Annotated in this window: 9 protein-coding genes; 1 reads left to right on the forward strand and 8 read right to left on the reverse strand. The window is 40.9% G+C overall.

Translation table 11 applies throughout. The features are described 5' to 3' along the window. Window positions 1–167 precede the first annotated feature (167 nt). The 6 genes from GKD17_RS18080 to GKD17_RS18105 all read right to left on the reverse strand — a co-directional run bounded on the left by GKD17_RS18080 (window position 168) and on the right by GKD17_RS18105 (window position 9,061). Window positions 168–1,865, reverse strand: coding sequence for a RagB/SusD family nutrient uptake outer membrane protein (locus GKD17_RS18080; protein ID WP_022185921.1), 1,698 nt, complete (start codon window positions 1,863–1,865; stop codon window positions 168–170). A gap of 19 nt (window positions 1,866–1,884) precedes the next feature. Further along, entirely contained in the window at window positions 1,885–5,154 is a 3,270-nt protein-coding gene (locus GKD17_RS18085) for a TonB-dependent receptor (protein ID WP_007830950.1), read from the reverse strand. 28 nt (window positions 5,155–5,182) lie between these two features. Then, window positions 5,183–6,169 carry a FecR family protein gene (locus GKD17_RS18090; RefSeq protein ID WP_007830948.1) on the reverse strand — a complete coding sequence of 329 codons (987 nt, stop codon included), beginning with the start codon at window positions 6,167–6,169 and terminating at the stop codon, window positions 5,183–5,185. A 64-nt stretch (window positions 6,170–6,233) separates the two neighbouring features. Further along, on the reverse strand, window positions 6,234–6,836 hold the full coding sequence (locus GKD17_RS18095) for an RNA polymerase sigma factor (protein ID WP_007830947.1): 603 nt from the start codon (window positions 6,834–6,836) through the stop codon (window positions 6,234–6,236). Window positions 6,837–6,838: 2 nt separating this feature from the next. Continuing rightward, on the reverse strand, window positions 6,839–8,221 hold the full coding sequence (locus GKD17_RS18100; protein WP_032935375.1) for an MGH1-like glycoside hydrolase domain-containing protein: 1,383 nt from the start codon (window positions 8,219–8,221) through the stop codon (window positions 6,839–6,841). Window positions 8,222–8,380: 159 nt separating this feature from the next. Continuing rightward, a complete protein-coding gene (locus GKD17_RS18105) occupies window positions 8,381–9,061 on the reverse strand; it encodes a zinc metallopeptidase (RefSeq protein ID WP_005842367.1) in 681 nt (226 codons plus the stop codon). A 211-nt stretch (window positions 9,062–9,272) separates the two neighbouring features. On the opposite strand from GKD17_RS18105, the gene GKD17_RS18110 reads away from it, so the two are divergent. Further along, complete coding sequence (locus GKD17_RS18110; protein ID WP_007830944.1) at window positions 9,273–10,175, forward strand: helix-turn-helix domain-containing protein; 903 nt, start codon at window positions 9,273–9,275, stop codon at window positions 10,173–10,175. 104 nt (window positions 10,176–10,279) lie between these two features. Here the strand turns inward: GKD17_RS18110 and GKD17_RS18115 are convergent, their stop codons facing one another. Together GKD17_RS18115 and tamL are read right to left on the reverse strand one after the other, a co-directional pair. Then, entirely contained in the window at window positions 10,280–11,191 is a 912-nt protein-coding gene (locus tag GKD17_RS18115; protein WP_007830940.1) for a nucleotidyltransferase family protein, read from the reverse strand. A gap of 134 nt (window positions 11,192–11,325) precedes the next feature. Beyond that, the gene (tamL, locus tag GKD17_RS18120; RefSeq protein ID WP_007843590.1) at window positions 11,326–13,668 is read right to left on the reverse strand and encodes a translocation and assembly module lipoprotein TamL; all 2,343 of its coding nucleotides are present in this window, start codon (window positions 13,666–13,668) and stop codon (window positions 11,326–11,328) included. Window positions 13,669–13,679: the final 11 nt, after the last annotated feature.

The following is a 13,679-nucleotide window of genomic DNA, read 5'->3' on the forward strand; positions in this document are numbered from 1 at the left end:
ATTTACCAAACAAAGTACAAAGATAACCAAATGTAGATTTCCTCCTAGAATAAATTATCAATTAGACATAAAATACAAGGTTAAAATAGAAAAAAACGGCAACTTTGGTATAAGAACCAACAGCTGCCATTTTCCCTAACTACCTTTTCACCCTATTTCCTACAAGCCTATTTATATCCCTCATTTTGTAAAAATTCGTCTTTATTCGTTATGGCGTCCAATAAAGTTTGTGGAAATGGACGCAACATATGATAAGCTTTCACATTTTTACCGGCATCAGGATTTCCGGCTTTTATCCGACGGATAAATATTTCACTTCCCATTCGTTTCAAATCAAACCAACGCAATTGTTCTCCGACCAATTCCCGAGCACGTTCATCCAATATGAAATCAATATCCTCAATGTCACTTTGAGCAACTTTCATAGCCTCCTCTTTGCCAGCCTTAGCTCTTTGGGAACGAAGAATATTCATATAAGCCAACGCATCCGCTTTGCCGGCTTTTGCTCCTGCTTCCGCCACAATTAAATACATTTCTGCCACACGGATTATAAAAGCATCCCGTGTTCCACGATCCTCGTTCACCGTAGCACGAGTAGGGTCTTCAAATTTAGAGATAGGCATACATTGTTTCTGACTTTTTACAGAACCATCTTCATGATAAATATCTGTCCGATCAAGTATCTGATAACGTCCTTTGGCCCACTGACGCTTTACCTGAGGAACAACATCTTTTGTTACCCATATAGCAGTATCCCCTTGTACCATATAAGGGTAGTTATCTCCGGTTTTTCCTCCATTAGCCTTCCATAACGAACGGAAAGTCACTTCAAAACGTTGGTCTATATTCTCGTCATAACAATCCAGCAAATAACGCGTCGGCATATAGTGATTAAAAGGACGACCATATTCTATGCTTCTGACCATACCGGGCTGGTCATCATACTTCATACAGAAAATCAAATGAGTATGGTTACCCCCTGAACGAATAATATCATTATCCATTTCCTGATTATACAACTGATTAGTAGAAGAATAATCAATATACCAAATCACTTCCTTATTGCCATTTCCATCAGAATTTTCCATATCAAATACTGAGGCAAAATCCTTTGATAACTCGAAAGGGCCATTATCAATCACTTCTTTTGCCAAAGTATAGGCTTGTTCATACAATGCTTTATCATTCAATTCACTTGCTCTAGTCAATAGCAAACGAGCCTTCAAAGCTTTGGCAGCCCACATCGTAACACGCCCTCCATCCGATTGCGCAACAGACAACCGGCTATCCATACAAAAATCCAAATCTTCAAAAATATGAGTATAAATCTCTGAAACCGAGGTTTTCCTAGGTGCCATAACAATAGACTCCGATGGCTGATCCGTATAATAAGTATCTCCAAATGTTTCCACCAGAATCCAATAATAATACGCCCGTAAGAAACGCACCTCTGCTTCTCGTTTACTGGTAAGTGCCTTATCACTGAACAGAACATTCTTTACATGATAGATGGCTGTATTACAAAAGTTGATCGCTTTGTAAAAACGGTCATAATACTCTTTACTGATAGGATTGGTCCCATCAAAATCATTCTGATAAGAAACAATGGCGGGATAATCACAACCGCCGCCCGGAGCCAATATATCCGTTCCCGTTTCACTGAATGCCATAGCAGCAGACTTTCCACCCCAAAAACGCAAGGGAGTATAACAAGAGTTAATCAAAGACTCAAAACCTTTCTCAGTATCATAATAACCACCTTCGGTAGTAACCGCACTACGATTGTGTTCTTCCAAAAAATCAGAGCAGCCCGAGCAAACCATAAGAGTAGCTGCCAATGCATATAATAATGTAATTCGTTTCATAATTTTCATTCTTTACCAGTTAAAATTCTACATTCAGACCAAATACAAGTTGTTTTGTCATAGGGAAAGAAATACTTCCTCCCTGTTCGGGATCATAATTATCAATCTTGCTGAAAGTAAAGAAATTCTTTGCTGTAGCATATACACGGAGTCTGGATAGATTGAGATGTTTCAAAAGTTCCGGTTTGAAAGTATATCCCAACGTAATATCGCGTATTTTAAAGAAAGAACCATCTTCATACTTCAACGTTGAATAGTAAGTAACCTGTGTATAACTCTTACTTTTATTAGGACGCGGAAAAGCATTGGTAGGGTTCTCGGGAGTCCAGTAATCTACATTTCCACCATTTTCCAACGCATTGATACGATACGTAGTATTATAATCATACGCAATCCACTGACCCAAACGAGCATACAAGAATACAGACAAATCAAACCCCTTATAATTAAAAGTATTATTGAAACCAAAAGTTACATCCGGACGCTGACTGTAAATGATACGATCATCTGTCGTTATGACACCATTACCATCCACATCCTGTACCTTTATATCACCCGGTTCCTGTCCATTGGCAGCAGCGGCAGCCTCTTCACCCAATTGCCAGATACCTTCTTTCTTATAATCATAAAACACTTTGAAAGGTTCTCCTACAAACCAAGCATTCGCCTCATCCTTTAATTGTCCCGAAGCAAGTTCTTTTATTTTTTCCCTATTGTGTGACAATGAGAAATCTGAGAACCAGGAGAAGTTCTTGTTTTGAATATTAACCGTGCTCAGTGTCAAATCAACACCAGTACTTTCAGTCTTACCGATATTTTCCATAACCGAAGCATAACCGTTAATAGATGGAATTACACGATTCATTAAAATATCCCGGGTTTCTGCCTTGTAAATATCAATACTACCTGAAATACGATTATTAAAAAATCCGAAATCCAGACCAAGGTTATACTGCGTGGTAGTTTCCCAAGTCAGTTCCTTGTTTGACATCGTTTTAGGATAGAATCCATAAGCTCCCTCATTATTGAACGAATAAGTGGAGTTACCCAGCAAACCAACGGTTTGATAAGGATCAATAGCACATTGGCCAGATTGTCCCCAACTCAACCGGAGTTTTAAATTTGAAATAGCATCCACATTTTTCAGGAAATTCTCTTCATTGATACGCCAGGCCAGTGCTACAGACGGAAAGTAGCCCCATTTCTTACCTGGTGCAAAAACAGAAGAACCATCGGCACGCAAAGAAGCAGTCAGCATATAGCGATCCATCAATTTATAATTAACACGCCCAAAGAAGGAAGCCAGATTTTGATCAACCAGTGAACTCTTTATAGTGATTTCTTTTTCATTGGAATACAAATTATGGAACCAGTTATCAGCATATACTTGTCCCTTTCCACCTGCATAGGTATATTCTTTAGAGTTGAGAATCGTACTGGTTCCAACCATTGCCTGCAAACTATGGATATCAGAGAAGTCCTTTGAATAAGTCAGCACATTCTCCCATGTCAGATTACGTGTCATGGTGTGCTCTTTATAGGATTGTGAATCCTTGCCACTTCCCTGCAACGAGTTCTTATCACAGAAAAAGCCTCTACGCACATTCACTGAGTTCAATCCCAGCGTTGTACGGAATAAAATATCCTTGGTGATATTCCAGTTCAGGTACAAGCTGCCGAAGAAACGCTCCTGGATGGTATTATCCACACGCATGCCCTCCTGATCGTCAATCAACGGATTCATCTGAGTATTATAACCGGGAGACGGATACATCACTAAATTCCCCTCCTCATCATAAGGTTTCGAGATAGGAACAATTTTATTAGCCATATTCAGCGGACTATAACGATTATTCTTATCTACATAGGCATAGATAATGTTTGTCCCTACCTGCACATTGTCAAACAATTGATGGTCCAGTGCTACACGGGCATTATACCGTTTATAGTTATCATCCTTAAAGAGTCCCTCTTCGCTTCTGTAACCCAAAGATATATTATGTTTGGTTTTCGTATTGCCCCCGGATACAGACACCTCATAATTTTGGTTAAATCCGTTGTGCATCAACATGTCACGATAGTTCGTATCATATCCTTTTTCCAGATAAGTCAGTTCTTCAGGAGCAAATACAGCAGCATCCTCTGCGTATTTTCCTGTTGTTCTGTCCCGATAGGCCTCTCTTTTGTATTGGGCATATTCTTCAGCATCCATGATATCAGGATAATCAGTTATCATGGTAGAAGAAACAAAAGCATTAAAGGATACTTTTGACTTTCCTTCTTTTCCCTTTTTAGTCGTAATCATAATAATACCATTCGCACCCCGTGTTCCATAAATAGCTGTAGAAGAGGCATCTTTTAACACTTCAATAGATTCTATATCAGTGGGATTTATATCTAGCGAGGTACCATAATCAATACCATCCACAAGAATCAACGGAGCATTACTAGCCGTCAATGAACGCTCTCCACGGATTGTAAAATTAGGTGTGCTTCCTGCTTGCCCCGAAGAGTTTGTAAGATCAAGTCCGGCTACTTTTCCTTGTAATGCCTCCAAGGCATTGGTAGTAGGAATAGCTGTGATATCCTTACTTTTAATAGAAGCAATGGAACCGGTCATATCCCTTTTCTTTTGCACACCATAACCTATTACTACGACTTCTTCCAAAGTCTGGTTGTCTTCTTTCATTTGTACATTCAATGTCTGCTGATTTCCGACAACTATTTTCTGTGGAACATAACCGATGTAAGAGAAGACCAAAGTGGCATCGGCATCCACTTCTTCCAACGTATAACGTCCGTCAATATCCGTTATAGTTCCTCCGCTATTTCCTTGAATAACTATACTTACCCCAATCAGCGGCTCATTATTAGCATCGGTTACTCTACCGGTGACTCTATGCCTGGAAGCCTGTACTTTACCGGAAGATGCCAGTACTTGTTTGGCAAGACTCACCACAATGGTATTATTCACCTTGCTCAATTGCAGACTAGTTTGTTTCCTGATTTGCTCTAAAGCCTGGTCGAAACTTACATTGTCCAAATCAATATCAATCGTATTATACTTTTGGACAACACTCTCATCATAGAAAAACTCATAACCGGAAAGGTTACTCAGTTTCTTGAACACATCAGCCAATTTTACTTTACGCATCTGCAATGTAACAGTCTGATTCAATTCAACTTGTGCTGCATGCACAGGGAAAGCAGCCATAGATGCCGAACCTAGCAACAAGGTCGGTACAAGCAATACTCGGGCCCACGAAGCCCTCTTCGCATGTTGTTTCATAGATCTTGATTATTTAATTATTAAGGTATTATTTATATAGAATATACGAATTGTTTTCTTTCCTGTATTTAATTCCCGTAGCCAAGCGAATGGACTCCAAAACCGCCTCCAAACTCCTATTATCATGCGTACCTGAAAGAAAATTATTAAAGACAAAACTTGAGTCCAATTGTATAGTGTAGTTATACACCCGTTCCAACCTCCTCGTCACTTCTTGTATCGGAGTACGGTTAAAGTATAACTTGTTCTGCATCCACAACATATAATTTTGAGTATTCACATGCTCACGTTCCAGATGCATATTGGTTTTATCCAATACCAATTGCTCTCCGGGAGTCAGTTTCAATTGTTCTTCGCCGAAATTCATCAGCACCTTTCCTGTGCATAGAGTCAGTTGCAGTTCCTCACTATCTTCATAATTATTCAGATTAAAAGTAGTACCCAAAACACGTATTTTATAATCCTGACTTTGAATAATGAAAGGACAGTCTTTATTTTTAGCTACATCAAAATAAGCCTCTCCCTTGAAATGAACGTAACGGTCTTCTTTTCCAAACTGCCTCGGATATTTCATATAAGAGCCTGCATTCAAGATCACTTTTGTCCCGTCAGGGAGCACCACTTTTTGTCTTTTACCATAAGGTACGTGTATTTCATATTGAGCAACCTTCATGTCTGCCGGATTAGCAAAATAAACTACGCTCAAAACGATGCAAAGCAATACAGCCGCAGCAATGCTCCCCCATTTTTTTACTAAATAGATAGATTGACTCCGACGCCTGTCCTCGTAATTGCTGATAATTTGAAGTGCCTGACGCTCATTGGAAATCCATTCCTCCCATGAGGATGAAGACTCTTCCTCACCAGTTTTCCATAAACAAGCAGAAGCTTCATCAAAGTCTTTTGACCGGTCTGTCTTTTTGTCTGCCAACAGTTCCTCAATATCCTTACAGGTATAAATACCGTCAACAAATCTTTTCCAAACCGAATAATGTATCTTTTGTTTTTCTTTCATTATGCATTTCTTTCGTTTCTCTATAAAGGATACGAATCAAAAGCAAAAGGTGGGGATAGGAATCTTATGGTTTAACGTATTTTAATATGATTAGGCTTACAAGTATTGGACAGGCACTTATGAAAGGGATCAGACAAGCACGAATTTTCTCTAATGCATTTTTTATATGATCTTGCACGGTATAAACAGACAAACCAAGTTGTTCAGCTATTTCTTTATGAGACAGTCCTCTATTCCGGCTCAATTCGAAAATCTCCCGTTGGCGCGGACTCAGCTGTTCCAAAGCCTGTGCAATCAATTCCTGAATATTCTTTTCTTCCAGACTCTTCTCTACATCATCTACATAATCAATGGCCTGTTCCATCAGTTTTTCGTATAGCACAGATCGGGCAGACAGAGAACGAAATATATCGTAAATACGATTTCTTGCTATAGTATAAAGAAAAGCGGAAAAAGACTGCTCAATCCGAATATCTTCCTTCTTTTCCCAAACGATCAAAAAAATATCTTGTGTTATATCCTCAGCTATCTCTTTATCCTTGACAAAATGGACACAATAATAAAGGACCTGGGACTTATAAAAAGAGAAAAGATGACTGAAAGCAATCTTGTCTCCATTTATAAGTTTCCGAATTAATTCCCGCTCTATGTCAAGAGGCAGCTTCATACCTAGAATTCAGTAACGAACGGTTTCCCATCCAACCATGCAGCCATATTCAACACCAGTAAATTCCAGTTCTGAAAACCTTTATTCAATACCGGCTCACCATTATCAGGCAGATAATATTCATGTAATGCCCCGAAACGTTCATAGTCACGTCCCAAAAGCAAAATGGTCTTTTCCGCCAATTCCCGGGCCTCTTCCGTAAATCCATATTTCACCAATCCACGAAAGACCAGATAATTCACATTAATCCAAACCGGACCTTGCCAGGAAGACGGATTCCCACTGGCACGTACATTATACATTTTTTCCAAAGGAGACAAAGTACGGATTCCCGCCGGAGCGTTAAAGGAGCAAGTATCATGAAAATGAATCCGCACTATTTCCTTTGCTTGCTCCGGAGTGGCTATTTCAGCCCACATCGCCATAAATCCGCTCCACACACTAAGACGCTGAATCAAACAATCATAATCACGCGGCTGCCCTACGTGCAGAAACAATTGTCCCGGGTACAGCCCCTTTATATCCGGTTTCTCCACCGGAAGCAGATTCAAATCCACACTATAATAAAAACGGTCACGCGGGTCCCAACAATGTTCTTGTACCTTTCCTTTCAATACCGCCGCTTCTTTCTCAAAGGAAACTGCTATATCATCCAAATTCAGACAGCCGGCCAAGTATGCCATAGCCTGTAATTCGCGATACATCAACGCGTTCAAGAAGATGGATCCCGAACTGCCTTGAGGACGATAAAAAGTACTGGGATCATTATCAACTCCGATAGCCTCATCAGTTTCCCAATAGAATAACCCGGTCGCCTTGTGACGATGAAAATTCAAATATTTACAGACAAATGCCTGCAACGTATAAAAATCATCGCGCAACCACTCCGCATCCCCGTTCATATTGCGGACAATAAAGGCGGCATGTTGTGCCAATGTAGGTTTGTGCATATTGCTTTTCCAAGGGTTCCGTGTTTTCAACATCTCTTCGCGGCTAGGGGCATTCCGTTCTATCCAGATAGGAATCCAACCGTCCATACCTCCATAGTGCAAGGAATTGAGGATGCATCCCTGTTCATACTTCAGGACCTCCTGCTTATCCTTTTCCGTGCCGTTCTCTAATAAGATTTGACGCAGAGCGATGTTGCTCAACCAAGAATCCCAATCCCATAGCATATCCAAGTATTGATTACTTCCCGGAGCAAGGAACGGAAAGACTAAAGCTCCTCCGGCTTCACGATACATGCCTTTCATATCTTTATAAATATGAGCACGGCACAATTCTTTGTATTTTGCAATATTCCCGGGAGTACGTTCCGGCATTTGTGCATTTAGCATAAACGGGAAACAACAAATTGTTAAAAAGATCAGTAATTGTTTTTTCATAGGTATTATCTCATTTTGCTGACGGGACAAAAATACAAATTAAAACGAAAAGAAAAAGAGATTAAAACAAAAATTATTTCGAAACAAATCAAAATATAACCAGAAAGGGCTACCCACAGGCAGCCCTCTATAATAAAAATATATTTCCCTTATAAGGTCTTAGTCGCGACGTCCCATATAAATCATTATATAGTAAATCAGTGTAGCCAACGAACTAAGTGCCGCAACCACATAGGTATAAGCAGCCGAACGCAACGCATCCTCTGCCGCATGATGGTTATACGAATTGGTAATTCCGGCCTTGCTCAACCATACCAACGCACGCTGGCTGGCATTGATCTCAACAGGCAACGTAATAAAGCTGAAAAGAGTAGTCATGGCAAAAAGACAAATTCCTGCCAATAATAACTGCGGGAAAGTATTCACCATCAAAATACCTGCCAGTAACACCCAAGTCATAATAGAAGATGAGAACTGCACCACAGGTACCAAAGCCGAGCGCATCTTTAGCGGAGCGTATGCACGCGCATGTTGCACGGCGTGTCCGCATTCATGGGCGGCAACTGCCGCAGCAGCTACACTGTTACTTCCATATACCCCTTCACTAAGGTTCACCGTTTTGTTTGCCGGATTATAATGATCGGTCAGCATACCCGGAGTGCTGGTTACACGCACATCATAAATACCATTATCATGTAACATTTTTTCAGCCACATCCTTTCCTGTCATACCACTAGCCAAAGGCATCTTCGAGTATTTTTTAAACTTGCTTTGCAGACTATTCTGTACAATATAGCTGATTACCGCGATTCCAATAAATAAGATCCAATACATTGACATAGTTTTGTTCTTTATAATTTTGTTGTTAAATATACATGTTATTATGTACAAACAGTTTGCCAACCTCACCCTTTTAAATAGAATTAAGATTTTCTGCCATCAAGCTCTTCTGTATTCACATCCGTCAATTTCATTTAAAAAATAATATTATGAGAAAAAAAGAATGGATTATTGATTTTTGATTTATACATTTGGGGCAAAATTAAGAAATATGGAACATGAAATAGGAAATATATCCATAGCCCGTATCCGACAGATGAATCCCTGTTTAAAAGGGATTAACAATGATTTTGTAATGGATAGAAGCGAACATTACATCCCCGAGAATATGAACCCCATCTTTAAATACCCATTACGGCTGGATGGAATCATTATCTCTATCCGTGAAAAAGGCTCTGCCAAAGTCAATATCAATTTACGGGAATACGACATTGAGAAAAACGATCTGATTATTTGCGCTCCCGGCGATATTCTACAGTCCATGTTATCACCGGGCATTCATTTGTCACAAATGTTTTTAATATCATCTGATTTCTTAAAAGAGATGTATATCAACCTGAACAGTTTCATGCCATTTTTCATCTCATTGAAAGAGAATCCCAAATTCCATTTGACAGAAGAAGAAGTGCAGGAACTGAAATCCTTCTATCAACTCATAGAAGAAACAGTAAGCCGGAACGATAACTTCAAAACAGAAATCGTACGTAGGCTGATGGGAGCCTATTTATACAAGATAGGTTCTATTCTTCATAGAAGACAGCCGGAATTCCTTTCTGAAAATCCGAAATCACTGAAAAGAGAAGAAGTATTATTTAATCAATTCATTAATCTGCTGACTGAACATCACCGCAAAGAAAGACGCGTAGACTTTTACGCGGAGCAATTATTCCTGAGTCCCAAACATTTCTCCACCGTAGTAAAGAAAGTAAGCGGAAAAACCGCCGGAGAATGGATTGACGAATATGTAATACTGGAAGCTAAAGCTCTATTGAAATATTCCGTCATGTCTATTCAAGAAGTAGCCTATTTTATGAATTTCCCGAACCCTTCCTTTTTTGGCAAATACTTTAAGCACCATACCGGGTTATCTCCCAGCGAATACAAGATGCAATAATAAAAACAGAAGATAAGAAATAGTAATCCAACGGGGGCTGTCCGAAAAAAAACGGACAGCCCCCGAAAGTAAATTATATAAGTGTGACCACACTACCTCTCATCTTAAAATAATTTCGCAGGATATTCACCGGCATCCACCAATGCCTGGATCTTATCAACCACACTCTGACGGTCTTCAGGATAAGTTACTCCAAACCATTTGCTGGTAGTATCCAATACCTCAACGGTAGCAGTACCGTCATTAATCAGCTTGTCCACCATCAGCGGAATAAAGAATTCACTCTTCAAGTTTTCCATATTTTTAGGATCACTCAAGAATGCTTTAAAGAATTCCTTGCTGTAAGCAAAGTAATCAGGAGTAAAGCCCCAGAAGTTCATGCTCACCGGAGTTGTGTCAGGGGTAGCTGTCCATTCGCCATTGTCGTCAATATACTTCACTTCTCCGTCTATGCGCTGAATCTTGGTACGTTCTACAACGGAAGTCAACAAATTATCCGCATTAGTTCCACAAATACCACGAGATACAGTACCGCTTTCGCTTAGAGTATTACCTACACGGAAACCTACCATAGAATATGTATTTTTAGAGCCTTCGGGCAATGCAGACAAAAACTTACCCATCACCTGAAAGGAGTCACGGCCATAGAAGTCATCGCAATTGATCACTGCAAACGGTTCCTGTATCACATCAGCTCCCATCATGACAGCATGGTTAGTTCCCCAAGGTTTTGTACGCTCCGCAGGACAAGTAAAACCCTCCGGCAGATTGTCTAAAGCCTGGAATACCAGTTCGCAAGGAATATGACCTTCATATTTAGAAATAATCTTTTCACGAAAATCTTGTTCAAAATCTTTACGGATAACAAAGACCAGTTTTCCAAAACCGGCGTTGATAGCGTCATAAATAGAATAATCCATAATAGTTTCGCCGTTAGGACCCAGACCATCCAATTGCTTCAATCCTCCGTAACGGCTGCCCATACCAGCCGCCAATAAAAATAAAGTTGGTTTCATAGTTTATTTATTTAAAATTGAATATTTGATGGTACAAAGCTACAAAATAATACGGAGGAAAAAAGCTACATTCCATTCAAATTCGAGCATAAATCAATCATTTCCCTCCTTTTGACGCAAATCAAGCCCTATTTCTAGAAAGGATAGCCGATAGCAAAGTGCAATCCCAGTCCATCCTTAAACTTAGGAATATTATAATATCCTTTCTTGCCGGTGTCATACGGATCATGAAGAGCAATACCCAGATCCAGGCGGATCACCAGGAAAGTAAGGTCATAACGCAACCCCACCCCAGTACCCAAAGCTACACTTTTAGCAAAATTACGAAGAGTAAGCAAACCGCCGGGGCGTATATTCTCACCTTCCTCATTCTTTTGCTCACGCAGCAGCCACACATTTCCCGCGTCCAGAAAAGCTGCCCCATACAAATCACCCAGGATAGGGAAACGGTATTCCACATTCGCTTCCAGCTTCACATCTCCGGTCTCATCCAGATAACCATACTGTTTATCTTCGGGACGATAAGAACCGGGGCCGATAGAGCGCACTGTAAACGCACGGATACTGTTGGCTCCCCCAATATAGAACTGCTCGCTGTAGGGCGCTACAGTCTGGTTCCCGTATGCATACAAAATCCCCCCCATCAAACGAGTGGCTATATGCTGTTTCTCTCCGACTTTAAACAAACAACGCACTTCGGATGTCATTTTCAGGAATTGCGCATAAGGACTGTTCAATAACTTCTTATCTGTTTCCTTGAATCCTTTCCCAAAAGCAGCATACACCAACGAAGTCAGATTACCAGCCGAAGTAAAGGACGTCTCCCACCATAAATTATTGCGTTTCTTCAACGGGGCGTTATCATACGTAAACGTATAACTCATAGCCGGGATAAACTGATTTCCCAAACTGATTTTCAAACTCCGGTTCTTGTCCACTATCGTATCAAAACGTGTAGTAGTATGCTGCAACGTATTAAATGCCAGCCTGAAAGGAGTCACCGTATGTTTCCATACCCGCGAAGGCTGGAAATCGTATGACACCGTTCCACCGAAAGAAAGCATTTTAAAGAAACGGGCACGGTTCAACTGACTGGCATACAACTTGAACGAGGTATGCTGCGGAAATCGTGAGCGCATCATTTTTTTACTCATCCACGGCAACACCAGGCGAGGATACTCCAATGAGAAAGAAGTTCCCAGCTCGTATGAATTCAATTTAGAACTGTTCCCATCCGCCGTAGAATTGGTCTGCCATTCGTATGACCCTTTCAACTGGAAAGAAAGCGTGGCGGCTGTACGCATGAAATTCTTCCGCGAGAGGCTGAAAATCGCTCCGGGACCAGTCTGATCCGTACTTTTGGTAGTCACATTGAATTCCAGTTCTCCGTCATACGGCAAATCGAATGTAGCATTCATCCGCACATTCAGCGTATCACACCCCGGCAATGTATCTTGCGGGGCATAGCGGAACTCGGCAAATTTGAAAATGCCCAGACGCGCCAAGGCTTCCTGCGTAAAATTCTGGCGGGCCTGAGAATAAAGCTGCCCTTTCTGGTAAAAGAAGCGCTTAGCCAATACTCCGGGGCGGATACCGGGTTTCTTACCGCTATAGTGTAAAGTCATTCCCGGAAAGACGATGGAATCAGTGGGTTCCTCCCCTTTATATCCGGTGAGATAAACAGAGGTATTCCCTATATAATAAGGTTTTTTCGCATCGGCAGGCACTCCGGCTTTCGGGACAACCTGCAAACTGACCATTCCCGGTTTGCGCAAGGTATCCGCACGGAAAGTAATGAATTCAGGACGGAAATAATAATAACCATTGTTACGGAAAAGGGTACTCAGCCGCTGGCGTTCCTCCTCCAGTTTCAATACACTGAAATTATCTCCTTTATGCAATACCCTCTGGTCATAAGCAGCCCTGATCAGACTATCGGCGCGAGGAGGATATTTCAGATACATGACAGAGTCCAGATAATAAGGGTTCGCCATATCAATCTTATAACTTAACTTGGCTTTCCGAGGATTCTTCAACGAGTCTACAGAATAAGTCACAGCACCATTGAAAAAGCCATAATCGTGCAACAGATTGGTCGCCACCTTCACACGGGTTTCCGGGTTCACTGTAGACAAATACACCGGAGCAGCCCCCAGCTTGTTGAAGATCCAATGCCCCACCCCCTTTTTATCCTGGTATTTCACAAAATCATTGTATATCCACAAACCGAAAGGAATGGGAAAACGCAAGGAGTTGCTTCCCAGAATGGCATTATTGGGAGGATAAGACAAAGCAGCCTCCACCTCTTCCAAGGTCTGGACACCGGCAGGGGTCTTGTCCTCATTCAGAATCTCCATATTTTTCACACCGACATATAGCGTTTCGTCTTCCGGCAAGTTCCTGGTAGTAGAGCAGGCAGCTGTCACCAGCAACAATACCGATAATAGAAGCAGGTTTATGTTATGTTTTCTCTCCATATCTCCAACGA

Source organism: Phocaeicola dorei, from assembly GCF_013009555.1.
Lineage (GTDB): Bacteria > Bacteroidota > Bacteroidia > Bacteroidales > Bacteroidaceae > Phocaeicola > Phocaeicola dorei.

What these genes read in the sequence shown, in the direction of transcription:
- GKD17_RS18110 (WP_007830944.1), top strand. Translation starts at nt 9,273, where the DNA reads ATGGAACATGAAATAGGAAATATATCCATAGCCCGTATCCGACAGATG.
- GKD17_RS18095 (WP_007830947.1), bottom strand. Translation starts at nt 6,836, where the DNA reads ATGAAGCTGCCTCTTGACATAGAGCGGGAATTAATTCGGAAACTTATA.
- GKD17_RS18100 (WP_032935375.1), bottom strand. Translation starts at nt 8,221, where the DNA reads ATGAAAAAACAATTACTGATCTTTTTAACAATTTGTTGTTTCCCGTTT.
- GKD17_RS18085 (WP_007830950.1), bottom strand. Translation starts at nt 5,154, where the DNA reads ATGAAACAACATGCGAAGAGGGCTTCGTGGGCCCGAGTATTGCTTGTA.
- GKD17_RS18115 (WP_007830940.1), bottom strand. Translation starts at nt 11,191, where the DNA reads ATGAAACCAACTTTATTTTTATTGGCGGCTGGTATGGGCAGCCGTTAC.
- GKD17_RS18080 (WP_022185921.1), bottom strand. Translation starts at nt 1,865, where the DNA reads ATGAAACGAATTACATTATTATATGCATTGGCAGCTACTCTTATGGTT.
- GKD17_RS18105 (WP_005842367.1), bottom strand. Translation starts at nt 9,061, where the DNA reads ATGTCAATGTATTGGATCTTATTTATTGGAATCGCGGTAATCAGCTAT.
- tamL (WP_007843590.1), bottom strand. Translation starts at nt 13,668, where the DNA reads ATGGAGAGAAAACATAACATAAACCTGCTTCTATTATCGGTATTGTTG.
- GKD17_RS18090 (WP_007830948.1), bottom strand. Translation starts at nt 6,169, where the DNA reads ATGAAAGAAAAACAAAAGATACATTATTCGGTTTGGAAAAGATTTGTT.